Raw genomic sequence first — 24302 nt, 5'->3', positions numbered from 1 at the left:
TCCTCCCTTGTTTTTCAGCTATCACCATTCGGTTTCCTTCAGATTTTCCGTCGCCGGAATCCCCCTTGCCATTGCTATATCCTTCCCATCACCAGGTGGATTCGGAGACCTGCACTCCGTAAGAACGTGCGCATGTCCGATCATATGGGGCACGCTGTCCATAGCGGAGCACATCTTACTTTCCGTGAATCAAGCACTTTAATCCTTTACGAGAAGAAGGTCTTTCCTGGAAAGCCAATAAATAAAAAAGAGGCAGCAAAGCGGAACACTCTCGCTTTGCTGCCTCCTACTATTTTATTACTATTGCTGATATAGATACGATATGAATTGACTTTTACCTTCGCTAATAAAAGGATTTTACTGACCGCCGTGTTAACCGGCTGTCTTGCGATTAAACGTCTGCAGAATCCACCTTGGAAGCTCTTGCTTCTACTTCCTTTTTCTGCACATCGCCAGGTGCCTGCTCATAGCGGCTGAACTCATATTCATACAATCCGATGCCGCCTGTCATGGAACGCAGGTCTGTATTGTAGCCGAACAGTTCAGACATTGGAATGTCGGCCTCAATGATCTGTTTGCCGTGATGATTGGAGTTCATTCCAAGGACACGTCCTCTTCTTCTGTTTAAATCTCCCATTACATCGCCTGTGAAGCGATCCGGAACCGTTACCTTCAAAGAGGCTATCGGTTCGAGAAGGACAGGATTTGCATCCATAAAGCCTTTCTTGAATGCCATGGTTGCCGCCATCTTAAATGCCATTTCAGAAGAATCTACCGGATGGTAAGAGCCATCTATAAGAGTAGCCTTCACTCCGACAACAGGATATGCCGCAAGCGGCCCCTTCAGTACACATTCCTGAACACCTTTTTCAACAGCCGGGAAGTAGTTCTTCGGAACTGCACCGCCGAATACTCTCTCTTCAAATACATACGGCTTCTCCAGATCCCCGGATGGTTCAAACTCCATCTTAACATCGCCGTACTGGCCGTGGCCGCCGGACTGTTTCTTATATTTACCCTGTACTTCCACTTTCTTTCTGAGCGTCTCGCGGAAAGCGAACTTCGGTTTGCTCAGCTCGATCTCCACCTTATAACGGTTCAGGAGCTTGCTGACTACGACTTCCAGCTGCTGGTCTCCGATTCCGTAGATGAGGAGCTGTCTGTTCTCTTTGTCATTGACTGCCCGAAGTGTCAGGTCTTCATCCATCAGCTTTGCAAGTGCGCTGGATACTTTGTCATCGTCGCCCTTTGTAACCGTCTTGTATCTCATATATGTATATGGCGTGGAGATTTCCGGTTTGTGATATACGATCGGAGCAGACTTCAGAGCGATCGTATCTCCGGTCTGTGTTACGCTCAGCTTGGCTACTGCGCCGATATCTCCGGCCTTCAGTTCCGATACTTCGATCGCATCTTTACCTCTCAGAAGATAAACCTTCGCCACTTTTTCTTCCGTATCTTTATTTACATTATAAATAACGCTGTCCGGCTTCAGAATTCCTGTACAGATTTTCATCAGGGAGTATTTGCCGATAAACGGGTCTACAATTGTCTTAAATACTCTGGCTGACAGGGATACGCCTTCATTATATTTGGCGGTAAAACGTTCTCCTGTAGAAACGTCCACGCCGACACATTCGTACTTATCCGGTGATGGGAAATACTTGTCAATCGACTGAAGCAGTACGTTAAAGCCCTGGCAGTTGATTCCTGAACCCATCATAACCGGAACAATGCTGCCGTCAATTACATGCTGGCGCAGCGCATTGGAAATCTCTTCCTGAGTAAATTCTTCGCCTGAGAAATAGCGCTCCATATATTCTTCGCTCGTCTCAGCTACTGCTTCGATTAAAGCGTCTCTTGCAATGCTCAGATTCTTCTGAACATAGTCCGGAATCTCACATTCTTCATAATCGCTGAGGTTTGTAAAGCGGCGTCCAGCCATCTTTACTACATTTACAAAGCCTACAAATTTCTCATTCTCACGGATTGGAAGCTGGAACGGTGCGATCTTTCTGCCGAACTCTTTTTCCAGCTTGATCACGAGCTCACGGTAGCTCGCCTGATCATCGTCCATGTTTGTTACAAAAATGATCCTTGGGAGGTTGTATTTTTCACAGAGTTCCCATGCCTTCTCTGTACCGACTTCAATTCCGGCCTTGCAGTTCACAACGATAATCGCTGCATCTGCCACGCTGATCGCTTCCTCTACTTCGCCTACAAAGTCGAAGTATCCCGGGGTATCCAGAAGGTTAATCTTAATCATTCCATCTTCGCCTTCATATTCAAGAGGAATCAGGGATGTAGAAATCGAAAACTGTCTCTTTATCTCTTCTTTATCGTAGTCACTGATCGTATTTCCATCAGTTACTTTACCCATTCTCTTTGTAACGCCTGTAAGAAGCGCCATTGCTTCTGCTACGGTCGTCTTTCCTGCGCCGCCATGGCCCAATAATACTACGTTGCGGATTTGTTGTGTACCATATACATTCATAAATTATACCCTCCTGTACAATATTTTAGCCTATGATGATATTCTACTAAAAAATCTGAAATTTTACAAGCAAAATATGCAATTTACACAAATTTTTTATAAATTTATTTATTTTACAAGTTAAGCTTTTGAAGTTTAACGTATTGAATTATTGACAATCCTCTTTCTTTCATATACAATCACTTTCATAGTTGTTTCTGAACACAAATCAAAGGAGTATACATTATGATTATTATTATGAAGCCGAACGCTTCGAAAGAAGCTGTTAAAAAGATTACGGATTTAATTGAGTCCAAAGGACTTCATGCCCATCTGTCGGAAGGAACCCAGGTTACAATCGTCGGAGTTGTGGGAGATAAGAGCCTCCTCTCAGGGGCTAACCTGGAGCTGTCGGAAGGCGTGGAAAAGATCGTTCCTGTCACAGAATCCTATAAGCTCGTCAACCGCAAATTCCATCCGGAAGCATCTACCGTACGCGTAGGCAATGCGGAAATAGGACCGAATACCATGACCATCATGGCCGGCCCATGCGCTATCGAATCAAAGGATCAGCTGCTCGAAACGGCATACGCCGTAAAAAAAGCGGGGGCAACTATCCTGCGCGGGGGCGCGTACAAGCCCCGGACATCCCCTTACTCCTTCCAGGGACTTGAGGAAGAGGGGCTGCAGTATATGAAGGAGGCCCGTGAAGCGACAGGGCTTTCCGTCATTTGTGAAGTTACCAGTCTCCGTGCCATGGATACGGCAGTCAAGTACGTGGATATGCTTCAGGTCGGTGCCCGTAACATGCAGAATTTTGAACTTCTGAAGGAAGTCGGCAAATCCGGTCTTCCCGTACTATTAAAACGCGGCTTGGCTGCTACGATCGACGAATGGCTGAACGCTGCCGAATACATCATATCCGAGGCAATCCAAATATCGTATTATGTGAACGCGGAATCCGAACATATGAAACCTCTACGAGAAATACCCTGGATTTAAGCGCAGTGCCGGTCATCCGCCAGAAGAGCCATCTTCCGATTATCGTGGACCCGAGCCACGCAACAGGCGTAAGGGCTTATGTAGAGCCGCTGTCGAAAGCTTCCATCGCAGCAGGCGCGGACGGTCTTATGATCGAGGTTCACCCGTGCCCGTCCTGTGCGCTCTCAGACGGCCCGCAGTCTCTTACCTTTGAAGATTTTGAAAAACTGACGTCATCTCTCAGACCTTATACGGAGCTTGCAGGAAGGAAGTTTTAATATGGAAACCACCATCGGTTTTATAGGCCTTGGACTTATCGGAGGTTCCATCGCCAGAGGCTTGAAGCGATCGCACCCGGATATCCGGGTAATGGCATACATGCGTACCAGATCGAAACTGGAACAGGCGCAGAAAGACGGAATTGTCGATGATATACTGGACGGTGTTGATGAGAGGTTCGGCGCATGTTCCATGATCTTTCTATGCACTCCCGTGGAATATAATGCCGGTTACCTCTCTCAGCTGAAACCTTTTCTAAAGCCGCACACCATCGTAACCGACGTGGGCAGTACGAAAACAGCCATCCATGAAGCTGTCGTTTCCCTGTCCATGGAAGAATGGTTTATCGGAGGCCATCCCATGGCCGGTTCCGAAAAGACCGGCTACGAAAATTCTACGGATCACCTTCTGGAAAACGCATACTACATGATCACCCCGTCTTCCAGATCCACAGAAGATCAGATCAGCCGCCTTGTAGCCGTAGCTGAGGCTCTCGGATCTATTCCTAAGGTGATTGATTATCATGAGCATGATTTTGCCGTTGCCGCGATCAGCCATCTGCCTCATATCGTTGCTTCCAGCCTCGTCAACCTGGTCAGAGACTCCGACAGCAGCGAGGAAATCATGAAACAGATTGCAGCAGGAGGTTTCAAGGATATCACAAGAATCGCTTCTGCTTCCCCGGAAATGTGGGAACAGATCTGCATGACGAATACAGCTAATATTATGGATATTCTGGAAAAGTACATTCATTCCTTAAATATCGTGCTGGATCAGCTGAAAGCAAGGAATTCCGAAGCTGTGTACCGGCTTTTCGACAGTTCCCGTACATATCGTAATTCCATATCGGATGTGAGCCGTGGCGCAATCGAACCGGAATATGCATTTTCCGTGGATATCGTGGACGAGGTCGGTTCGATCTCCACCCTTTCCGTCATACTCGCCGCAAAAGGCATCAGCATGAAGAATATCGGAATCAACCACAGCCGTGAACATGGAGAAGGCGCTCTGCGGATCGCCTTCTACGACGAAGCTTCTATGGAAGCCGCCTGGGAACAGCTGACCCGGTACAAATACGAATTGATGAAGATGTAAGATAGATGAAGGTATAAGATAAAAGATAAGATAGATGAAAAGGAGTATTTATGAAATTTCATAAAAGTTCCAATTTAAAGGGAGAGCTCTCCATACCAGGCGATAAGTCCATATCACACCGCGGCGTGATGTTCGGTTCCATTGCCAGAGGTACGACAGAAATTACGAACTTTCTTCAGGGAGCCGACTGCCTCTCTACGATCTCCTGTTTTCAGAGAATGGGCATTGAAATTGAAAATTCCGGCGGCTGTATCACCGTCCGTGGAAAGGGCCTCCGTGGACTGCAGAAACCGTCGCCTGGCACCATTATGGACTGCGGAAACAGTGGAACGACTATCCGCCTGATTTCCGGTATCCTTTCCGCCCAGGATTTCGACGTGATTCTGACCGGCGACGCTTCCATACAGAAAAGGCCGATGAAACGGATTATGGACCCACTGGCCACTATGGGGGCTAAAATCACCAGCATAAATGGCACTGGCTGCGCCCCTCTTTCCATTCAGGGAAGCAGTCTTCACGGAATTCACTACCAGTCTCCCGTCGCTTCGGCTCAGGTAAAATCTGCTGTTCTTCTTGCAGGTCTTTATGCCGACGGTGAGACGAGAGTTACAGAACCGTATCTTTCAAGGAATCACACGGAACTCATGCTCTCTTCCTTCGGTGCGGATGTGAGGACGGAAGGCACTACTGCTGTTATCCATCCAGCAGAAGAATTATACGGTCAGCAGATTGAGGTTCCGGGGGATATCTCCTCTGCCGCTTTCTTTCTGGCTGCAGGCCTCCTCGTTCCGAATTCAGAAATACTGATTAAAAATACAGGGACCAATCCCACAAGGGACGGCGTTCTTCGCGTTTTCAAAGACATGGGCGGAGATATTTCCTTCCTCAACGAACGGTCCGGCCCAGGGGAACCGGCAGCCGACCTTCTCGTAAAGTCATCGTCACTCCACGGAACCGTGATTGAGGGAGCCATTATTCCCACCCTGATCGACGAGCTTCCTATCATTGCTGCCGCTGCCTGCTTTGCGGATGGGACGACTGTGATCCGTGATGCAGCGGAACTGAAAGTAAAGGAATCCAACCGGATTGAAGTCATGGTCAAAAATCTTTCCGCCATGGGTGCGGACGTAGTAGAGACAGAGGACGGAATGATCATACACGGCGGTAAGCCTCTTCACGGAGCCGTAATCGACAGCCGCCTCGACCATCGGATTGCCATGACATTTGCTGTTGCAGGCATCCTGGCCGACGGGGAAACAGAGATTCTGGACGCTGACTGCGTAAATATCTCCTATCCCGGATTCTACGAGGATCTGGCCCGTCTGCAGCGGTAGTTGGGGCTGGAGTTTAGAAATCAGGAAAGCGGAAATGGCAATCTGTTTTTCAATGTAATCTCCTTTAATCTTATTTGGTTGACTTCTTGTAAAACAAGTTATATAATTATTACAAATTATAATAAGGATGGAATTATTTTGAAAAGATTTATTAAAAAGCAGACGCCTCTCTATATTAATGTGCGCAATGCTATATTGGAAGCCTTAAAATCAGGCGAACTTGTACAGGATGGACGCCTTCCATCAGAAGATACTCTGGCCAGCACATTTTCCGTAAGCCGTCCGACAATCCGAAGTGCTTTGCAGCTTTTGGAAAATGACGGTTTAATCAGCAAACGCCATGGCAGCGAAACCGTGGTCAATAGTATCTGTCTCAATTTGAGGATGCGGATTGACGAGGCACAAGGTTATTGGCAGCTGATCGAAAACAGTGGACATAAGCCCGGTCTTCTTTCTGTTTCCTTAGAGCCTGTTCAGTTGAAGGGTTCCATATTAAAACGAATGGATCTTTCAGAAGAAACTCCAGGCTACCTTCTCAAAAAAATATACACGGCTGATGGCAGCCCTGTTATTTTTAATAAGGAATATATTCCTGAAAACCAATGGTATAGAATTCCAAAGCATGAAGAACTTGGACAGGATTCCGTTAATATTTTCGATTTGTCTGATCTATATTTCAAACAGCCAATCAGCTACAGTGCCTTGGAAATCAGTTCGATCGTCCCGACCGCTGAAGTTGAAGAGGCTATGAATTTTTCCTCTGATACCAGTTTTGTCTATCTGGAAGAGTTACATTACAGTGCGGAAAACGAGCCCGTAGCCTTTTCAAAAAGCGTAATCCGAGATTCTCTGATCCGTGTTCAGGTAGTACGCAGGAGATTTACGTAGGAAACTTCTTTACGGCATAAGATTCTGGTAGATATACCTCTCATTTTGATTTCATGTCAGAAGCGATGCCCCTGTTTTTTTAATGCAAAAATCCAGACATTCGGCCGGCTCTGGCTTCAGTCTGGATTTTATTTTTGTTACATAGGAATTCCAGTTTTACTTAAATGCAAGTGTACTGAACCTCAGACTTCATTATGTTGACTTTATATTCCCACTCGATTTCTCTGTTCAAAACAGGATCTGTCATTCGCAGCAAACATGCTTCTCCAAAATGGAACATACTGTTTTCCAGTAAAATCGTACCGCTGAAGTAAAAACACCCATCTTCATGAGGAAGCCCTCTCTTTTTTATTTCATCAATTATCACATCTATGCTGCTCAAAAAGGCTACTGCTCCAATCTGAGCGAAACATTCACTTCCATCTTTAATTACTTTGAGTTCCAGGCAAATACGATCCCAATGAGATGATATGTCACTATATTTCCATGCAACATCAGCAACTGGTTTTGCACAGATCTGCTTAGAAAAACTGCTGTGTATTGCCTCTAATATCCTGTCTGCATGGTCAGATCCTAACGTAATATATAACTCATTTTTCCAATAAAACAGTACATACTCCACTTCTCCGGTCGTATGCTCCCCTAACACATCAATTGATTTTTCCTGTGTTAAAAGAATAGGAGAAACCGGAAAAAATTCCATAGGCGGATCCCCTTTACACATCCGCTTAATTCCATTCTTCTCCAGCTCAGTCAGATGTGCCTCACGTCCTTCCGCTGTCCGGCCAGAATCTCCAATACAAAATACAGCCTTGGGCCGTACATGAATTTCCTGATTTTCTCCCACACTGAATACAAGCATTGCCATATTGTTTCCTCCTCTTGTTTGCTGCCGTTAGTTATAAGAAATGTATTTCACATTAATCGTCTTCCATCAAACGAACTCCTTATTAATGTTCCTTACCAGCATCTGGTGTACCTCTTTCCATGCCAGTTCTCCTTTTTCCCGAGAGGCCATTCGGGCCTTCCACAAGGTGCCTGACTGGGGCACATATCGGGATTGAATCGGCAGTACATCGTAATAGGGATAATCTTCTGCACAGTCATTCACAGCTTTGTCAAACTGGACCAGTTCAGGCACTATATACATCATTAATGAGGTTTCAAAAATAGAGGCATGTTCAATCGCCCATGTCGGGAACTGTCCTTCAAATATTTTCTCCATGCTCTCTTCTTTCAGCGTATCAAATGCACTTTCAAATACCAGTATCTTTAAATCCGGATACTTTTCCTTCATCTCTTCACATACAAGAAAAGCTGCTTCATATACAAATCCTGAATTTTCCATATGCCAGTTCAACAGTACAATTTTTCGGAATCCGCTTCGTACGAATTCTCTTAAAATATCAGTAATAAGAGCAATTAATGTAGTACCTCTCAACGACGTTGTAGCCGGAAAAGTCTGACCTCCTCCTGAACCTGGACGTGACCGAAAACCATAAGCAATTGGCGGTGCTACCAATAAATTTGTTTCTTCCGCTATGCTTAATCCCATTCTTTTCGGCAGAATAACGTCTGTACTGATCGGCAGATGATATCCATGTTGTTCCGTTGCTCCAATCGGCAGCAACACTCCTGTATTGCTCTGAATCGCTTCTTCGACCTCTTTCCAGGTCATTTCTTCCATTAAACGTGTACGCATATAAGCACCTCCATATTGATCTATTTTCCTCATTTCATATAAATACCTGATTACACTGCCCGGGCGGTGCAATCAGGTATAAAAAAATTACCACGGATGTTCCTGTAAGTACTTCACGTACTCTTCCAGACCAGCTCTAAGGCTTACTTTCGGAATATAACCAAGATCCCTCTTCGCTGCTTCAATAACAAAAATACCATTATAATCCCCGCCGTAATCTCCGCCTCCAACGTTAAACCGAGCTCCCGGAATGAGTTCTTTTAAGATGTCCAGTACCTCATAAAATGTCGGCTGATAGCCACTCGTAATATTATAAACGGCAAGATCATTCTTCTTTTCAGACATGCAGGCCAGTACAACGCCCTCCGCTGCATCTGTTACATGTACCAGCTGGATCTTCTGATCTCCACCATTCTCCAGATCATAGGTTTCACCATCTATCGCTGCCTTAGCCGCATCCCTGATATATTCCTGCATAACCTGACCAGGACCATATACCTGACCAACGCGCAGGGAAATAATATCCATTCCAAAGCATTTGTTGTATGCACGGCCCATCATTTCATTCGCAGCCTTTGTCACCCCATATGGAGTTGTCGGGCAAAGAGGATGATTTTCTGCCATCGGAGAACCATCTGAATTTCCATATGCACATTCAGAACTGAACAAGACGACTCTCTTTACCCCTGTCAGGCGGGCAGCCTCCAAAACGCCCATCATTCCCATCACATTCGCATCCACTGTTGCATACGGTACTTCCAGACTCCAGTCCGGGTGAGACTGGGCCGCCGTGTTGATAATACGGTCTACATGATATTTTTCGATTGTTTGAATTAGCCTTGGGATATCGGATAATTCACCAAATACAAAAATATTTCTTGGCTCCTCATTCGGTAGTTGCATATCACGGCAATAGTTAATCACCGTATGCCCCTGATCCAGAAGCTTCTGCACAATATAACGTCCAAGATAACCTCTTCCGCCTGTGATTAAAATATTCATACAAGATTCCTCCTTATTTTATAATATTATTTATTTAGTTTTCCTTTTTTTTTTTGGCCTTATAAAAATAAAATAATATGCTAACGCTATAATGCAGACAACAGCACTCAATCCAATATCTCTTAAATTTTGCATACAAATAACTGCTGTAAGAGAAATAATTACCACAATTGCCGGTAATGGATAAAGCGGCATCTTAAATGGACGGTAACCATCCGGATCCTTTTTTCGATCTAAAAACACGCCGACCGCGATCAATACATATACGAGCGCAACTAGTACCCCCACAAATGTAATCAGATCTACAAGAGACGAGGCAAATATTAATACCATAGAAACTACTGCAATAATCAGGCTGGCAACCCAAGGACTTCTGCTCTTCGGAGACACTTTTGTAATAAAGCGGTTGATGCTGTTCCCCCAAAGCTCATCTCGTCCTGTTGTATACAGGACTCTTGCCATATAAGCGTTGAGAGCTACAAGACCGATAAAGGAAGCCACTATAATTCCCAGAGAAATAATCACACTCCCAAAACTGCCGAGAGTCGCATTTGCCGTATAAAGATAGGGAGACGGGGCTCTCAGATATTCCGCTATGTCAGGAGCTGCAATCATGGAAGAGATAATCGGAACCAGTATGAAGGCACAGGCACATACAGCTGAAATAATAACTGCTTTTGCCACGTTGATACTTCTACCCTTTGTTTCTTCCGCGAAGCCAAGAGAGGCATCATAGCCGTTAATTACTCCCTGACAACTCCCTGCAGCAAGCAGGATTGTACCAATTCCGACCGGCACCAGTGTACCTGTGCCGTCCAGCACAACAGGATTTGTCAGAATCTCTCCCATAGAACGCTGCGGCTGCAGAAAGTTCGCGCCGATATAGATACAAACGATCACTCCCTGTATGGCCAGCAGAACCAGGCTGACTTTAGAACTGGTACCAATATCTTTGATCGCCAGGGCTACCGCAAATACCAGTACAATAGCTGAAATAATACTGGTCATCAGTGGAGTCTGCGGAATCTGGGGAAAAAGCAACTGAACATACGTACCGATTCCAAGTGCAATTCCCGGTGTAAAGGTTACTGCCTGCAGCAAAGTAAGACATACTGCAATCATAGCGATTGGTGCTGGCAACAGGTATTTAATATAAGAGTAAAGACCTCCTGATACAGGATAACGCGCTGCCAGTTCCCCAAGTACCAAAGCGTTGAACACCACGATAATACTGACAATAATACCGCTCCATGCACTGCCTGTTCCACCCAAAGCTACTGTTGATAGGCTAATACGAAAACCGCCATGATCGGTGCTACATTTGCTACTGACATTACTACATTCGTTCCAGTTGTCAGGTACCGTTCCAGTTCCTGCTTATACCCCAGTTGTTCCAGACGTTCCTGGCTGGAAATGTCCTTCATGTCCATCATCACTCCCCCATTCAATTTTCACAGTTTGTTTTCTTGTTTACTTGTTTTACAAGTTAACTATATCACAAGTTTGTATCATCTGCAAGTACTTTATCATAATCATCATATTTTATAAAAATTAGATCATTATTTGTGCAAAATAACCGATTTAAATCAGACTGTATGTGTGTCCTGATTGGATCAAAAGAATAGCAGACTGCAGAAAAGGTCCGCGGCAATAGCCGCGGACCTTTTCTGCAGTCTGAATGAATGCTTACATACTATATTCAGTTCATAGCCGCTTTCAGCGCACCCTTCATCTTATTTCTAAGCGTCGTTCCATATATCTGATCGATCAATCCCTGAGCCTGATTCGAAAGCATCTGGCGCGTTCCCTCATCGGCTCCCGCCATCTGGTCGATACAAGCCTGAGCCTGGTCAGCCAGCGTATGGTCCTGGCGGTAATTTCCTACCGTATATCCAGGAGAAAGCTCTTCCGACGCATCTCTTCCCGGAAGGTAGTTGCCGTCGCCTGCCACGTATGCCTCTGACTGGCCGGTCAGTACTGCTGCCTGCTCAATCGGCTGTCCGAATTCTGCCGGTTCCAGCCCTTCTACAAATGCGCTCATCGCGCTCTTCCAGATCGAAGCCGGGTAAGTGGCTCCCCACAGATTAGACAGCCTTCTCGGCTGATCATATCCAACCCATACGGCCATGCTGTAGTAAGGAGTAATTCCGCAGAACCATCCGTCTTTGCTGTTATTCGTCGTTCCCGTCTTTCCAGCCGCCTCCACCGGGCTTCTCCACCCCATGCTGCGGGCCGTTCCCTTTGAGATAACGCCTTTGAGGATATCCACCATGGTAGACGCAGCATATTGGCCGTATACCTGAACTTCTTCACTCTCTCTGTAAATGTTTTCGCCTGTATTGTCCTTCATCATCATGATGCAGGTAGGTTCCTTGTAGATACCGTTATTGGCCAGAGCGGCATATGCACCGGCCATCTCCTCTGTCGTTACTCCATATGTAAAACCGCCCAGAGAAGTTGCCATATAATAATCATCAGGAACAATATTGTCAAACCGCATCTTCGTCAGATACCCCATCCCGACTTCCGGTGTAATATTGTGGTATACAGACCATGCGACTCCATTCTTGCTCTGTTCTACGGCCTGACGCAGCTCCATCGTATCTCCCGGCAGTTTCTCTACATCAGCGCCCTTTTCCTTTGCTGCGTCGATGTTGATATTCCTGACAGGCGTCTCCGGCGTATATCCGTTGTCCAGCGCAGGCGCATAAACGATAATCGGCTTAATGCTGCTGCCCGGCTGGCGGAAGCCTGGAACGCCCGGTTCAGGTTATACGTATCTGCTTCCTGCCCTCTGCCTCCGACAATCGCCACGACTTTGCCGTCCCTGTTATCGACCACCGTAGCGGCGCCCTGAAGCTCGTAGATTCCGTTTTCTCCTACATTCCCGTCAAAGGTCAGAACATTGTCGATCGACTGCTGGAGGATCAGCTGCTTCTCCGGATCCAGCGATGTATAAACACGGTATCCTCCTGTATAAAGTTCCTCTTTGGCCACAGAATACGCCTCATCGTATGCGCTCTTATAGTCATTATATTCATCATAGGAACGGAAGCCATAGCGGAATTCAAAGCCGTCCTTTCTCATCAGGAACCGCACCGCACAGTCAATCGCATACGTCGTCTCATAATTCCGGAATTCATATTCTGCCTTCTGAATTACGATTTCTTCCTTCATGGCCGTATCGTACTGCTCTTCCGTAATATAGCCCAGATCTCTCATATCCCCCAGAATCTTATCACGCCGTTTCAGGCATTCTCAGGATGGCGGTACGGATTATAAAAACTGGGTGAGTTTGGAATCGCACATAAGTATGCGATCTGGCTCAAAGTGAGCTCAGAGGCATTCTTTCCAAAATATCCTCTGGCGGCTGACTGAAGCCCATAATATGTATTCGCATAGCTGATGTCATTGATATAAAACTCTATAATCTGTTCTTTCGTATATTTTTTCGTAAGCTCCATGGAAATGAGGATTTCCTTAGCTTTTCGTTCGATTGAACTTCCCTTGTAAGGAAGCGGTTTCTCGCCAGCTGCTGAGTAATGGTGCTCGCTCCATGTACTTCCTCACCGTCCGTTTTAAAATAATTCAACGCAACACGGATAATGCCGCGAAGATCGTACCCGGAGTTATCCCAGAACGTTCTGTCCTCAATGGCCACAAATGCATTTACTGCATTTTCCGGTATCGTGTCATACGGCAGGTAATCCGAATCTTCATCCTTCGTCAGCTTTGCAATGACGTTTCCCTGTCTGTCATAGATAAAGCTGGATTCCTGAAGGCGGAACGTATCCAGAGAACTGTCTGCCACCATCTGCACTGCTTCCTTCTTATACTCCGTATACAGCGGATAAACCTTATATGCACCGATTCCGATCACTGCTACCAGTACCACTACACAAAGAATAAACAGTGAGCGGAACAAAAATCCCAAAAGTTTAAACAGCGGTCTGAAAATAATCTTCAGATATTTAAAAACGATGCAGAAAAAGCGGACAGCTATGTTCGGCCTGCCATAACTTTCTTCGCCATCATCCTCTTCTTCCCATTCCTCAGATTCCCCTTCCGGCATTTCTTCCATATTTGATTCGTATGCTTCCCCTGCAGCTCCCTCCTGGCCTGCTTCTGCCTGTCCCTCATCCAGGCCATTATCCTCCAGAGGTCCATCAGGCTTCTTCTGATCTTCCTGCCCCTCCGGCGCCATTTCTTTACGTGTATCCATAGTTTCCCCTTCATTATACTTTTCGTATTGAATTTGGTGCTGTTTTATATTTTATCATATTTCCTTTCATTCTTCCAGTTGTATTTTTTCTGTTGACAAATGGCTTCCATTGTATTATGATAAGGCCTAAGAATACAATAAACCGTTGAAAAAGAGAAGTAAGTTTTCAGGCAAGATTACAGAGAGCCGCAGGTGGTGGAAATGCGGTATGGCGCCGGGAACCGAATGGACTTTTGAGGGCGGTCCTGAACGAGAGAGCGATTTCTTTCCAGTATGGACTGACGGCTTCCGCAACCGTTACTTGTGCGGCATATATGTCAGTATATGAAGAGTGGACTTTCAGTCAATTTGAGTGGCACCGCGGATAGGTTATTCGTCTCAAGCATAAGATATTTATGCCTGGGGCTTTTTTTTATTTCAATAAGGATTTGTCCTTTGAAATAAAAATCTGAATAAAAAACATTTATTTTAAGGAGGATATTTATTATGAAAAAATCAATTGCAGCATTACTAATTACCGCTATGGCAGCTTCCATGATGGCAGGCTGCGGTTCCAATGCAAAAACAGAAACGACGAAAGCAGCTGAAACTTCGGCTGAAACCTCTGAGAACGCATCGGAAGAGATATCGGAATCATCCGAGAGCGCTGCAGAAACAGAAACTGCTGCCGGAAATTATACAATCGGAATTGAGCAGTTTGCCGTCCACGGCTCACTTGATAACTGCCGTGAAGGATTCCTGGCCGGCCTGGCTGAGGAGGGCATCAAAGAGAACGAAAACCTGACTGTAATCTATGAAAATGCACAGGCTGATCCTGGTATTGCAGCACAGATTTCCAACAACTTTGCAGCTAAAAAGGTCGATCTGATTTGCGGTATTGCTACAGTTTCCGCTCAGAGCGCATATGCGGTAGGAAAGAAAAACAACATACCTGTTATCTATACTGCAGTAACGGATCCTGTAGCTGCAGAGCTTGCCAATGAAGACGGTTCATCCGTAGGCGAAATGACCGGTACAAGCGATAAGCTCCCTGTGCAGCAGCAGCTGGAAATGATCCGTGCAATTCTTCCTGAAGCAAAGACCATAGGAATCATGTATACCACCAGCGAAGTGAATTCTTTGTCCGCAATCGAAGAATATAAGGCACTGGCTCCCGAATACGGATTTGAAATTGAAGAAGGCGGCGTTACGGCATCTGCTGATATCCCGCTTGTAGCCGACAGACTTCTGGAAAAAGTTGACTGCCTGACCAATTTAACCGACAATACGGTTGTCTCTTCTCTCCCGCTGATCCTCAACAAGGCATCCAAAAAGAAAATCCCTGTATTCGGAAGCGAAATTGAACAGGTAAAAATTGGCTGCCTCGCCGCTATGGGGCTGGACTACATCGATCTTGGAAAGCAGACCGGAAAAATGGCTGCGAAAGTATTAAAGGGCGAGGCGAAAGCGAGTGAAATGAACTATGAAATCATTAAAGAAGCCGCTTTTTACGGAAATACAAAGGTTGCTGAAGACCTGGGAATTACGTTCCCGGAAGATCTGACTTCTTCTGCAAAAGAACTGTTTGATACAATTTCCGAAAATTGATAATAAGTCGGAACGATTATAACCCCTTCTTATAAAAAGGGAACTGGAGGCATAACAATGCAGATTTTTCTTGGTATTCTTGAAGAAGGCCTGGTTTACGCCGTGATGGCGCTGGGCGTATATATAACATACAAAATCCTGGACTTTCCGGATTTGTCGGTAGACGGTACCTTTCCTATGGGTGCCGCCCTTACCGCAACCCTGATTATTGCAGGAGTTCCGCCTGTGCTCACTCTCCCGCTCTCCTTCCTTGCAGGTGCGGCAGCCGGCTGTGTAACCGGTTTTATACACGTGAAGCTAAAAGTACGTGATCTTCTTTCAGGAATCATTGTTATGACTGCACTCTATTCCATTAACCTGCGCATTGCAGGCGGAAGGTCCAACGTACCGATCTTCAGTCAGGAAACGATATTTGACAACTCCTTTTTAAATGCTGCCATCCCGGAATCCATGGCTCCGTTTACGATCGCCGCCATCCTTCTGATCGTCGTGATCATATGCAAAATTCTTTTGGACCTGTACCTGAAAACCCGTTCCGGCTTTCTTCTCCGGGCGGTTGGCGACAACGATACGCTCGTTACCTCCCTTGCCATGGACAGAGGAAAAGTAAAGATTATCGGCCTGGCTATCGCAAACGGTTTTGCCGCTCTTGGCGGCTGCCTCTACTGCCAGCAGAAAGTCGGCTTTGAAATATCCATGGGAACCGGAACGATTGTCATCGGCCTGGCTAACGTTATTATCGGAACACAGCTGTTCCGCCACATGAGCTTTGTAAAGGCGACAACTGCTGTAATTGTAGGCTCTATCCTCTATAAGGCATGTATCTCCTTTGCCATCTCCTTCGGGCTGGAAGCCTTTGATTTAAAGCTCATTACAGCCGTACTCCTGCTTGTCATCCTGGTGATCAGCAACAGCAATAAAAGGAGGGTAAAGAACCATGCTTGAATTAACCAACATCAATAAATACTATAATGCGGGAACTGTAAATGAAATGTGTCTGTTTCAGGATTTCTGCCTCACTGTCGGAGACGATGAATTCGTCTCTGTGGTTGGAAGCAACGGTTCCGGCAAAACCTCCCTGCTGAATATTGTCTGCGGCAGCATTCCTCTTGACAGCGGCCGTATATCCATCAACGGAACCGATATTACGAAAATGCCTGAATTCAAGCGCCAGCGCCGCATCGGCCGCGTTTATCAGAATCCGGCCATGGGAACATGTCCCAATATGACGATCCTGGAAAATATGTCCTTAGCGGACAATAAGGGAAAACCGTTTAATCTCCTTCCGGGAACAGATAAAAAACGGATTGACTACTACAAAGACCAGTTAAGGACGCTTGGACTGGGGCTGGAAGACAAAATTCACGTAAAAGTAGGTGTTCTTTCCGGAGGTCAGCGCCAGGCTATGGCTCTTCTCATGTCTACCATGACGCCCATTGAGTTTCTGATACTGGATGAACATACGGCTGCCCTCGATCCGAAAACAGCTGAAACCATCATGGTTCTGACGGATAAAATTGTCAAGGAGAAAAAGCTTACCACCATTATGGTTACTCACAACCTTCGCTATGCGGTGGAATACGGAAACCGCCTGCTGATGATGCATCAGGGAACGGTCGTTATGGATAAAGATGAGACGGCAAAGTCAGCCATGCAGATCGATGAAATTCTGGAGAAGTTCAATGAGATCAGTATTGAATGTGGAAACTGATCGGAGATGTATCGATGTACTGCAGCATTGCGGCATTACAGCATGCAGGATAAATATACGTGTTCACAAATATTCAACAGGCCGTCAGCTCAGTGCTGGCGGCCTGTTTTTAGTTGACTGGTATCCGTATCGATTTTACGTCTCATTGTAGTGTTTCAGCTTTTTCATAGAAATATGTTCCCATTACAAAATGCCTGTATGTTCCAGCAGGATCTTGATTCCCAGAAATACCAGGATTGTTCCTCCTGCCAGTTCCGCCCTGGACTGATACCTTGCGCCAAATACATTTCCCGCCTTTACACCGGCTATGGACAGGAAAAACGTAGTGATTCCGATAAATGAAACAGCCGGAGCGATCTCAACATCCAGAAAGGCAAAAGTAATGCCGACAGCCAGGGCATCGATACTGGTAGCTACAGCCAGCATAAACATTTCCCTCGGTTCCAGAGTCGCGTCTTCTTCGCCGCAGCATTCGCACTCGTCTTCCGTCAATGCCTCTCTGATCATGTTGACGCCGATAATTCCAAGGAGAATAAATGCGATCCAATGATCGATAGCGGAAATCGCTCCCCTGAACTGTATTCCCAGCAGATATCCGATCAAAGGCATTCCAGCCTGAAATCCGCCGAACCATAGTCCGACAATAATGGATTTTCCCAAGGTGATCTTTTGCATGGCAAGCCCCTTGCATACGGATACTGCAAATGCGTCCATAGAAAGGCCTACAGCCAGAGTAAATAATGTCAGCAGACTCATTTATCTTTTCTCTCTTTCCCAGTTTCTCTACATTTTTCATTCTATTTAAAATGAAGCAGCCGGTCTGTTCATTCTAATCATATTCAGGCGGACGCTGCAATAGTAAAGGAAGGTGCCATGATCCCTGACACCTCCCCGGTATTGAAACGTGAAATATAGTCTATCACACTGTATTCTGTTTTTCAAGCGCTTTTTAATCTCTTATTTCGCGAGCATCATCCTGTCGTTGGCGAACTCCTCTCCACTGGCCGCTTCGAACTTCTCCAGCAGGTCCTCGACCTCCAGATTCTTCTTTTCTTCGCCGGCTACATCGTAGATTATACGCCCTTCATGCATCATGATCAGGCGGTTGCCGATCTCAATGGCATCTCTCATATTGTGGGTGACCATCATAGCGGTCAGTTCCTGCTCATTTACGATCTTTCTTGTGATCTCAAGAACTTTTGCCGCCGTTTTCGGGTCAAGGGCCGCCGTATGTTCATCCAGCAGAAGGAGCTTTGGTTTCTGCATGGTAGCCATCAGAAGGGTCAGCGCCTGCCTCTGTCCGCCGGACAGAAGGCCTACCTTGCTCTTCATACGGTCTTCCAGACCCAAGTCCAGAAGGGAAAGCTGCTGCTTGTAATAACCTCTTTCCTCTTTGGCAATCTGCCATGAAAGGCCTCTTCTCTTTCCTCTTCTCATAGCCAGACCAAGGTTTTCCTCGATTTCCATTCCTGCAGCCGTACCCATCATCGGATCCTGAAATACGCGTCCGATATACTTAGCCCGCTTAAACTCAGGTTCTCTGGAAATATTGTGGCCGTCGATTACGATTTTACCGCTGTCGATCGGATATACGCCTGCTATCATATTCAGCATTGTGGACTTTCCCGCACCGTTTCCTCCGATGATCGTTACGAAATCTCCAGGGTTCAGATGAAGATGAATGCCGTTTAACGCCTTTTTCTCATTAATCGTTCCGCGGTTGAACGTCTTTCTTACATTAGTCAGAGTAAGCATTATTCCTCTCCTCCTTCCGAATATGACCGTTTTTGACGGTACCTCGCCATGGTAACCGGTATACTGAGAGCGACGGCAACCATAATCGCGGAAATGAGCTTCATGTCGTTGGCATCCAGACCGAGACGAATCACTACGGCACGGATGATAAAGTAAATAACGGAACCAGCCACAAGGGATGTCAGTTTACTGCCAAAGGAACGAAGCCTTCCGAACAGCACTTCACCGATGACAATTGCCGCCAGGCCGATGACGATTGCGCCCGTTCCCATGTTGATATCCGCATATTTCTGGCTCTGACAGACAAGAGCCCCTGAAAGGCCTACAAGGCCGTTGCTGATCATGAGCGCCATCAGCTTTGTCATTCTCGTATCGACTCCAAGGGCACGGATCATATTTTCATTATTTCCCGTGGCGCGCAGAGTACAGCCGATCTCTGTTCCGAAGAACCAGTAAAGAAATATGATTATAATAACCGCAATTATAATGCCGATTACCATAGAAGCCTGTGCCTGTGTCACGCCGGCGGATTTGGAAAAACTGCTGATCAATGTATTCGCCTTAGGCAAGGGGATATTGCTCTTTCGTCCCATAATCCTCAGATTAATTGACCAGAGCGCAATTTGCGTCAGAATACCGGCCAGAATCGCCGGAATTTCAAAAACCGTATGCAGGATTCCCGTAACCGCTCCGGCGAGAACTCCGGCAATAAGCGCTACACCAAGGGCCAGCGTCGGGTCCATGTTCTTATTCACAACCATTACCGCACAGACGCAGCCGCCCAGTGCAAAACTTCCGTCAACAGTTAAATCTGCAATGTCCATCAAACGGAATGTTATATATACGCCTAATACCATCAGCCCCCACAAAACGCCCTGTCCTACGGCGCCCTGAAGGGAAACAAGCCATCCCTGCATATTTCCTTCCTCCAGATACCTTCCTCATTTTGTCTTTAAACTTCTGAAACGCCAGTTCCACTGTCCGGCCGATTACAAGTCTTTACTTTATCACTTTACTCCGACAGATTATTTCCTAAAAAGCAAGATAAGAAGCAGATTCTACAGGCCAAACACGGCTGATGCCGCTCCGGCCTTCCAATCTGCTTCCTGTCATATAAGCCCTCGTGGCTTTTATGTCATTCTCTGCAATACTTATTTTAATACGGATAAATCAATTCCCAGTGTTTTTTCTGTCTCTTCATTGATCTTCAGTTCACACTTTGATGCATCCAGATAGCCGATAGGCATTGTGGTAATATCTGCGCCGTTTACAAGGATGTCGATTGCCTGTTCGCCAGCCATATATCCCAGCTGATAGTAATCAATCCCATATGTAACGAGGCCGCCTTCATCAACCATGCCTCCCTCGCCTACTACGGTAGGGATCTTATTCTCGTTTGCAACCATGGAAACAGTAGACATACCTGCTGCGATCATATTGTCTGTCGGTGCATAAATCACGTCTACATTTCCTACCATGGATTCCACGACGGTCTGAAGTTCATTGGAATTCGAAATGGTATATTCTTTGTATTCCAGTCCTGCTGCCTCACATGCTTCCTTGGCAATCTCAACCTGAAGCTGAGAATTGGATTCTGCATTACAGTAAAGAAGGCCGACCGTTTTAGCTTCTGGAAGAATCTTCGGAATCATATCGATCTGATCCTTAACAGGTGTCAGGTCCGATGTACCGGATACGTTGCAGTTTGGCTTCTCGTTGCTTTCAACCAGCTCTGAAGCTGCCGGATCCGTAACAGCGCTCAGCAGAATCGGAATATCCGAGGTAGCACCTGCAACCGCCTGAGCTGCCGGTGTAGCAATTGCAAAGATCAGATCGTTTCCTTCATTTACCAGTTTTTCCGCCATTGTCTGGCATGTGGACTGGTCTCCGGAAGCATTCTGGTAATCTTTCTCATACTTGATTCCAGCCTCGTCAAGTGCTGCAAAAAAGCCTTCATTTGCCTTGTCAAGTGCCGCATGCTGCACAAGCTGAAGAACCCCGATCTTGTAGGTCTTTCCATCCGCTGCCTCTGCTTTTTCACTCGTTTCTTCCGCCTCTTTTGCTTCTGTGCTCTCTGCCGGGCCGGCTGCTTCTGTCTCAGTAGCTGTTGTTTCTGCTGAAGTTTCCGCTTTGTTTCCTCCGCATGCCGTCATGGATGCTGCCATCAGGCCAGCCAGCACAAGCGCCGCTAATTTTCTGGATTTTCTCATAATCTAATCATCTCTCCCTTTTTTATCTGCAGAGTCTGCAGATATTTTCTTTACGAATTGATGATTATCATACTACAACTTTTTCCCTTCGTCAATTTCATTTCATTAAATTTTTGAAGTTTAACGCTTTAAATCGTAAGATTCGTCATTTTGCACAAATAAATTTTGGGAATCTTTACCTGTTCAGACCCGCATCGATGGTTTCTTTTGCCATTCCAATGAGAGAATCTCCTGTAATCGGCACATCCCCGCTGGAAAGCAGCAGATACTCAGCTCCACCGTTATCCCATGTTACGCTGTACATAATCGTTTCCTGCGGATCGGCCGGCGTTCCGTCCTCATGATCCGGAAGGCCGTAGGAGATAAAGAGTCTACCCGCCGCTTCTTCTTTCTTCATGTTTTCATCCGGTTCATAGTCCGCCGATACAAACAGGTATCTGTCCTCATAGTAATAGATCGTAAAACCTTTGTATTCCTCCGTACGCACCGCCCGTTCTCTGTTATTCTGATTATCCTCGAACGGCTTCATAGCGGACATGGTCACTCTGCTGCCGCCTTTTTTATATTCCAGAGAGAGCTCCGGTTTTACTTGAACGACATTACCGGCATCATCATACCCCTGTACGTCCGCCAGAAATCCTTTCTGAAAGGCCAGTCCGTTGGAATAAGTCTCTACTGCGTCCGGCTTAAATCCCAATATTCCTTCTGCACCTGCCACCTGTGAAAATTCTGTATAATTCGGCTTATCGTTTTGTACACTGGTCCTCATACCGACGATTTTACCTGCCGCCATTACTCCAAATGCTGCAAACACACACATAGCGGCCGCTGCTATTATTATCTTCTTTCCTGACTGAAATCTCATAATATTGCCCCTTCCTTTCTCCTGTTTCACGGCAGATATCTCCGCCATGATCTTCTCCTGTCTCTGCCTGCTTAAAGAAACCTTCTGCGCCTCTTCGATGAGGGTTTCCCTGATTTGTCTGTCAAACGGTTCTTCTCTCATATCTCTCCTCCTCTTCCGGCTGCAAAAGCCTTTCTTTAAGATTTTTTCTGGCATTGTAAAGCCTTGACTTCACCGTTCCTTCCATGCAGCCCATCACCACTGCCGTCTCTTTCGTCGAAAACTGGTTGAAGTAATAAAGGACAACAGCTGTACGCTGTTTTACATCCAGTTCCTTTATGGCCTCGTAAAGCCTGCGGTTGCTTTCCTCTTCCACGATTCCATCCAGCAGTTCTTTTTCACCGCTTTTGGCATCAGCTCCCCACAGCTCTTCTACCGGCTGTTCCCTTGCACCCTTCTTTATGTGGCGCCATGCAGTCCTGGTAAGAATCTGAAACAGCCATCCTTCAAATCGTTTTGCATCCTTGAGCTTCTCTCTGTATAAATAGCATTTGACAAAGGCCTCCTGTACAATATCCTCACTGTCGGCCACATTACATGATATCAGATAGGCTGCGCGGAATGCTTTAGACTGATATCTGTCAAACAGCCAGGCAAAGGCGCTTTCATCTCCCTGCTGCATCTTTCTTACGATCTCAATCTCCGTCTCATCCATCGCAAATCTCCTTTCTTTTTTGGTGCACCTGTATATAAGAGTCATGAAGCTGAAAAATGGTTCAATAATTAAAAAAAATAAGGAATTGAGTTCCAGGCGGTGGCCAAGTTACTGAATTCCTTATTTTTTTCTGTGGTGGTCGCTCACCTCAATATCTTTGCGGGAGCGACTGGTCTGATGTATTTCCAGAAACGTTCTGCATCGTGATAGAAGTAAATGATTCGGCCGGGGGAGGTATCGTAGGTGTAGCCTGTACCTGCAAAATCAAACGAAGCCATTGCCTTTTCGATCTTTTCCTCTACGCTGCGGTTTTCCTGCTCATAATCGAAAGGCCCGTGCACTCCGCCTGAATCCGTCACGGGAAAATCAGGCAGAGCGCCGTTTCGGCGGCTCCGCACAGGATCATAACCGTTATGGGATTCGCATTTTTCCAACGAAGGAGAAGGAAAGCTGCTGCAAAAATACATGCTTCCCTCAGATGGAAATGATCCATGGATACGGCTCCTGCCGTTCCAAAAAATGTAGCTGCGATAATTGTAATGCCCGCTCCTGCGATCATTGCGACTACTGCTGGACGCAAGGACTTTAAAATACCCTGAAGCAGGCCTAAATTCCTGTATTTGAAATAAAGCCATGCAATAGCCGAGACGAGAATGCAGGACGGCAGAATACAGCCGAAGGTAGCCGCTGCCGCACCCTTCAATCCTGCTATTTTCAGACCGACGAAGGTAGCCGAATTAATAGCGATCGGCCCCGGAGTCATCTGCGAAATCGTAACCAGATCCGTAAATTCTCCCATACTCAGCCAGCCGTGGATATCCACAACCTGATTCTGTATCAGGGGCATGGCGGCATAACCGCCTCCGAAGCTGAATGCCCCGATCTGGAGAAAACTGAAAAAAAGCTGGAGATAGATCATGCGGCGCCTCCCTTCGTCTTTTTCGGCCTTCCTGAAATCTTCGTTCTGAGGGCGCCGATCACCCCGCAGGATAAAATAATAACGATCACGTTCACGTTCAGAAAACAGGTCAGAATGAACGCCGCTGCCATGATTATATCGTTAAAAACGTCTTTTTCCTTTATAACGCCTTTCCCCATATCATAGACGACGGATGCAATCACCGCACCGACTCCGGCCTGCATTCCGGCCAGTACCATTCCGACAATTTCATTGGAACGGAACGCGGCATAGCAGGCGGATATGGCGGACAGGATAAAAAACGGCGGCAGAACCGTACCGAGAACTGAAACGAGAAGTCCTGCTGCACCGGCCACCTTATACCCGATTACGATCGCTCCGTTTACGGCAATAGGACCTGGAGCAGACTGAGCGATTGCCACTAAATCCAGCATTTCCGCCTCATCAATCCAGTGATAATCATCCACGAACTTTCGCTTCATAAGCGTAATAATTACGTATCCGCCGCCAAAAGTAAATGCGCTCAGCGTCAGTGTGGACAGAAACAGTCGAATCAAAAGCTTCTTTTTCCCAATCTGCTCCATA

At 46.3% G+C, this 24302-nt stretch carries 23 protein-coding genes, 3 pseudogenes and 1 other annotated feature; of the genes and pseudogenes, 7 read left to right on the top strand and 19 right to left on the bottom strand.

Features of this window, described 5'->3' with window-relative positions; genetic code table 11:
- Window positions 1-21: 21 nt before the first annotated feature.
- Together DXA13_RS20895 and DXA13_RS04520 are read right to left on the bottom strand one after the other, a co-directional pair.
- Window positions 22-162, bottom strand: coding sequence for a hypothetical protein (locus tag DXA13_RS20895; protein ID WP_181995528.1), 141 nt, complete (start codon window positions 160-162; stop codon window positions 22-24).
- A gap of 229 nt (window positions 163-391) precedes the next feature.
- On the bottom strand, window positions 392-2494 hold the full coding sequence (locus tag DXA13_RS04520; protein WP_118242109.1) for an elongation factor G: 2103 nt from the start codon (window positions 2492-2494) through the stop codon (window positions 392-394).
- 225 nt (window positions 2495-2719) lie between these two features.
- Between DXA13_RS04520 and aroF the strand changes: the two are divergent.
- The 4 genes and pseudogenes from aroF to DXA13_RS04500 all read left to right on the top strand — a co-directional run bounded on the left by aroF (window position 2720) and on the right by DXA13_RS04500 (window position 7050).
- Window positions 2720-3732 (top strand): annotated as a pseudogene (gene aroF / locus DXA13_RS04515) (3-deoxy-7-phosphoheptulonate synthase).
- A gap of 1 nt (window position 3733) precedes the next feature.
- Window positions 3734-4828: a prephenate dehydrogenase gene (locus DXA13_RS04510; RefSeq protein WP_118242108.1), complete on the top strand. Its 1095-nt coding sequence runs from the start codon at window positions 3734-3736 to the stop codon at window positions 4826-4828.
- Window positions 4829-4878: 50 nt separating this feature from the next.
- Window positions 4879-6162 (top strand): 3-phosphoshikimate 1-carboxyvinyltransferase, encoded by a 1284-nt coding sequence (gene aroA, locus DXA13_RS04505; protein WP_118242107.1) that lies wholly within the window; start codon window positions 4879-4881, stop codon window positions 6160-6162.
- A gap of 138 nt (window positions 6163-6300) precedes the next feature.
- Window positions 6301-7050 (top strand): GntR family transcriptional regulator, encoded by a 750-nt coding sequence (locus DXA13_RS04500; RefSeq protein WP_181995527.1) that lies wholly within the window; start codon window positions 6301-6303, stop codon window positions 7048-7050.
- A 160-nt stretch (window positions 7051-7210) separates the two neighbouring features.
- Here DXA13_RS04500 and DXA13_RS04495 read toward each other — a convergent pair whose 3' ends face one another.
- The 8 genes and pseudogenes from DXA13_RS04495 to DXA13_RS21505 all read right to left on the bottom strand — a co-directional run bounded on the left by DXA13_RS04495 (window position 7211) and on the right by DXA13_RS21505 (window position 13568).
- Complete coding sequence (locus tag DXA13_RS04495) at window positions 7211-7912, bottom strand: DUF2848 family protein (protein ID WP_243008973.1); 702 nt, start codon at window positions 7910-7912, stop codon at window positions 7211-7213.
- 72 nt (window positions 7913-7984) lie between these two features.
- On the bottom strand, window positions 7985-8752 hold the full coding sequence (locus DXA13_RS04490) for a creatininase (protein ID WP_118242104.1): 768 nt from the start codon (window positions 8750-8752) through the stop codon (window positions 7985-7987).
- Window positions 8753-8839: 87 nt separating this feature from the next.
- Window positions 8840-9754, bottom strand: coding sequence for an NAD(P)-dependent oxidoreductase (locus tag DXA13_RS04485; RefSeq protein WP_118242103.1), 915 nt, complete (start codon window positions 9752-9754; stop codon window positions 8840-8842).
- A gap of 30 nt (window positions 9755-9784) precedes the next feature.
- The gene (locus DXA13_RS04480; protein WP_181995526.1) at window positions 9785-11026 is read right to left on the bottom strand and encodes an APC family permease; all 1242 of its coding nucleotides are present in this window, start codon (window positions 11024-11026) and stop codon (window positions 9785-9787) included.
- A 2-nt stretch (window positions 11027-11028) separates the two neighbouring features.
- Complete coding sequence (locus tag DXA13_RS20890) at window positions 11029-11187, bottom strand: hypothetical protein (RefSeq protein ID WP_181995525.1); 159 nt, start codon at window positions 11185-11187, stop codon at window positions 11029-11031.
- 266 nt (window positions 11188-11453) lie between these two features.
- The gene (locus DXA13_RS21515) at window positions 11454-12452 is read right to left on the bottom strand and encodes a penicillin-binding transpeptidase domain-containing protein (protein WP_243008972.1); all 999 of its coding nucleotides are present in this window, start codon (window positions 12450-12452) and stop codon (window positions 11454-11456) included.
- Window positions 12374-12976, bottom strand: a complete 603-nt coding sequence (locus DXA13_RS21510; RefSeq protein WP_243008969.1) for a hypothetical protein — start codon at window positions 12974-12976, stop codon at window positions 12374-12376. Before DXA13_RS21510 ends, DXA13_RS21515 begins: the two co-directional genes overlap by 79 nt.
- A gap of 26 nt (window positions 12977-13002) precedes the next feature.
- A pseudogene (locus tag DXA13_RS21505) lies at window positions 13003-13568 on the bottom strand (biosynthetic peptidoglycan transglycosylase).
- Between the two features lie 544 nt (window positions 13569-14112).
- Window positions 14113-14360: a binding site (T-box leader), on the top strand.
- 102 nt (window positions 14361-14462) lie between these two features.
- Between DXA13_RS21505 and DXA13_RS04470 the strand changes: the two are divergent.
- Genes DXA13_RS04470 through DXA13_RS04460 form a run of 3 tightly spaced genes read left to right on the top strand, consistent with a single transcriptional unit; the run spans window position 14463 to window position 17274 of the window.
- Complete coding sequence (locus DXA13_RS04470) at window positions 14463-15563, top strand: ABC transporter substrate-binding protein (protein WP_118242101.1); 1101 nt, start codon at window positions 14463-14465, stop codon at window positions 15561-15563.
- A gap of 57 nt (window positions 15564-15620) precedes the next feature.
- A complete protein-coding gene (locus DXA13_RS04465; RefSeq protein WP_118242100.1) occupies window positions 15621-16508 on the top strand; it encodes an ABC transporter permease in 888 nt (295 codons plus the stop codon).
- Window positions 16501-17274, top strand: coding sequence for an ATP-binding cassette domain-containing protein (locus DXA13_RS04460; RefSeq protein WP_118242099.1), 774 nt, complete (start codon window positions 16501-16503; stop codon window positions 17272-17274). The genes DXA13_RS04465 and DXA13_RS04460 overlap by 8 nt, the downstream gene beginning before the upstream one ends.
- A 183-nt stretch (window positions 17275-17457) precedes the next feature.
- On the opposite strand, the gene DXA13_RS04455 is transcribed toward DXA13_RS04460, so the two are convergent.
- From DXA13_RS04455 to DXA13_RS04415, 9 genes and pseudogenes are all read right to left on the bottom strand, one after another.
- Window positions 17458-18030, bottom strand: coding sequence for a manganese efflux pump MntP family protein (locus tag DXA13_RS04455; protein ID WP_118242098.1), 573 nt, complete (start codon window positions 18028-18030; stop codon window positions 17458-17460).
- Window positions 18031-18231: 201 nt separating this feature from the next.
- The gene (locus tag DXA13_RS04450; protein WP_118242097.1) at window positions 18232-19029 is read right to left on the bottom strand and encodes an ABC transporter ATP-binding protein; all 798 of its coding nucleotides are present in this window, start codon (window positions 19027-19029) and stop codon (window positions 18232-18234) included.
- Window positions 19029-19946, bottom strand: a complete 918-nt coding sequence (locus tag DXA13_RS04445; RefSeq protein ID WP_118242096.1) for an ABC transporter permease — start codon at window positions 19944-19946, stop codon at window positions 19029-19031. The genes DXA13_RS04450 and DXA13_RS04445 overlap by 1 nt, the downstream gene beginning before the upstream one ends.
- 234 nt (window positions 19947-20180) lie before the next feature.
- Window positions 20181-21239: an ABC transporter substrate-binding protein gene (locus DXA13_RS04440; RefSeq protein WP_118242095.1), complete on the bottom strand. Its 1059-nt coding sequence runs from the start codon at window positions 21237-21239 to the stop codon at window positions 20181-20183.
- 175 nt (window positions 21240-21414) lie between these two features.
- On the bottom strand, window positions 21415-22245 hold the full coding sequence (locus DXA13_RS04435) for a hypothetical protein (protein ID WP_118242094.1): 831 nt from the start codon (window positions 22243-22245) through the stop codon (window positions 21415-21417).
- Entirely contained in the window at window positions 22226-22798 is a 573-nt protein-coding gene (locus DXA13_RS04430) for an RNA polymerase sigma factor (protein ID WP_118242093.1), read from the bottom strand. The genes DXA13_RS04435 and DXA13_RS04430 overlap by 20 nt, the downstream gene beginning before the upstream one ends.
- 143 nt (window positions 22799-22941) lie before the next feature.
- A pseudogene (locus DXA13_RS04425) lies at window positions 22942-23136 on the bottom strand (hypothetical protein); the annotation flags it as partial.
- 17 nt (window positions 23137-23153) lie between these two features.
- Complete coding sequence (locus tag DXA13_RS04420; protein WP_118242092.1) at window positions 23154-23717, bottom strand: chromate transporter; 564 nt, start codon at window positions 23715-23717, stop codon at window positions 23154-23156.
- A complete protein-coding gene (locus DXA13_RS04415; protein WP_118242091.1) occupies window positions 23714-24301 on the bottom strand; it encodes a chromate transporter in 588 nt (195 codons plus the stop codon). The genes DXA13_RS04420 and DXA13_RS04415 overlap by 4 nt, the downstream gene beginning before the upstream one ends.
- Between the last annotated feature and the right edge of the window lies 1 nt (window position 24302).

The organism is Clostridium sp. AM58-1XD (genome assembly GCF_003464085.1).
In the GTDB taxonomy this organism is placed as follows: Bacteria; Bacillota; Clostridia; order Lachnospirales; family Lachnospiraceae; genus Lachnoclostridium_A.
This window is presented reverse-complemented; position numbering and strand designations above follow the sequence as displayed.

Excerpts from the sequence above, each read along its gene's own strand:
- DXA13_RS20895 (WP_181995528.1), bottom strand. The coding sequence starts at position 162 with ATGGACAGCGTGCCCCATATGATCGGACATGCGCACGTTCTTACGGAG.
- DXA13_RS04520 (WP_118242109.1), bottom strand. The coding sequence starts at position 2,494 with ATGAATGTATATGGTACACAACAAATCCGCAACGTAGTATTATTGGGC.
- DXA13_RS04510 (WP_118242108.1), top strand. The coding sequence starts at position 3,734 with ATGGAAACCACCATCGGTTTTATAGGCCTTGGACTTATCGGAGGTTCC.
- aroA (WP_118242107.1), top strand. The coding sequence starts at position 4,879 with ATGAAATTTCATAAAAGTTCCAATTTAAAGGGAGAGCTCTCCATACCA.
- DXA13_RS04495 (WP_243008973.1), bottom strand. The coding sequence starts at position 7,912 with ATGCTTGTATTCAGTGTGGGAGAAAATCAGGAAATTCATGTACGGCCC.
- DXA13_RS04490 (WP_118242104.1), bottom strand. The coding sequence starts at position 8,752 with ATGCGTACACGTTTAATGGAAGAAATGACCTGGAAAGAGGTCGAAGAA.
- DXA13_RS04485 (WP_118242103.1), bottom strand. The coding sequence starts at position 9,754 with ATGAATATTTTAATCACAGGCGGAAGAGGTTATCTTGGACGTTATATT.
- DXA13_RS20890 (WP_181995525.1), bottom strand. The coding sequence starts at position 11,187 with ATGATGGACATGAAGGACATTTCCAGCCAGGAACGTCTGGAACAACTG.
- DXA13_RS21510 (WP_243008969.1), bottom strand. The coding sequence starts at position 12,976 with ATGAGAGATCTGGGCTATATTACGGAAGAGCAGTACGATACGGCCATG.
- DXA13_RS04470 (WP_118242101.1), top strand. The coding sequence starts at position 14,463 with ATGAAAAAATCAATTGCAGCATTACTAATTACCGCTATGGCAGCTTCC.
- DXA13_RS04465 (WP_118242100.1), top strand. The coding sequence starts at position 15,621 with ATGCAGATTTTTCTTGGTATTCTTGAAGAAGGCCTGGTTTACGCCGTG.
- DXA13_RS04460 (WP_118242099.1), top strand. The coding sequence starts at position 16,501 with ATGCTTGAATTAACCAACATCAATAAATACTATAATGCGGGAACTGTA.
- DXA13_RS04455 (WP_118242098.1), bottom strand. The coding sequence starts at position 18,030 with ATGAGTCTGCTGACATTATTTACTCTGGCTGTAGGCCTTTCTATGGAC.
- DXA13_RS04450 (WP_118242097.1), bottom strand. The coding sequence starts at position 19,029 with ATGCTTACTCTGACTAATGTAAGAAAGACGTTCAACCGCGGAACGATT.
- DXA13_RS04445 (WP_118242096.1), bottom strand. The coding sequence starts at position 19,946 with ATGCAGGGATGGCTTGTTTCCCTTCAGGGCGCCGTAGGACAGGGCGTT.
- DXA13_RS04440 (WP_118242095.1), bottom strand. The coding sequence starts at position 21,239 with ATGAGAAAATCCAGAAAATTAGCGGCGCTTGTGCTGGCTGGCCTGATG.
- DXA13_RS04435 (WP_118242094.1), bottom strand. The coding sequence starts at position 22,245 with ATGAGAGAAGAACCGTTTGACAGACAAATCAGGGAAACCCTCATCGAA.
- DXA13_RS04430 (WP_118242093.1), bottom strand. The coding sequence starts at position 22,798 with ATGGATGAGACGGAGATTGAGATCGTAAGAAAGATGCAGCAGGGAGAT.
- DXA13_RS04420 (WP_118242092.1), bottom strand. The coding sequence starts at position 23,717 with ATGATCTATCTCCAGCTTTTTTTCAGTTTTCTCCAGATCGGGGCATTC.
- DXA13_RS04415 (WP_118242091.1), bottom strand. The coding sequence starts at position 24,301 with ATGGAGCAGATTGGGAAAAAGAAGCTTTTGATTCGACTGTTTCTGTCC.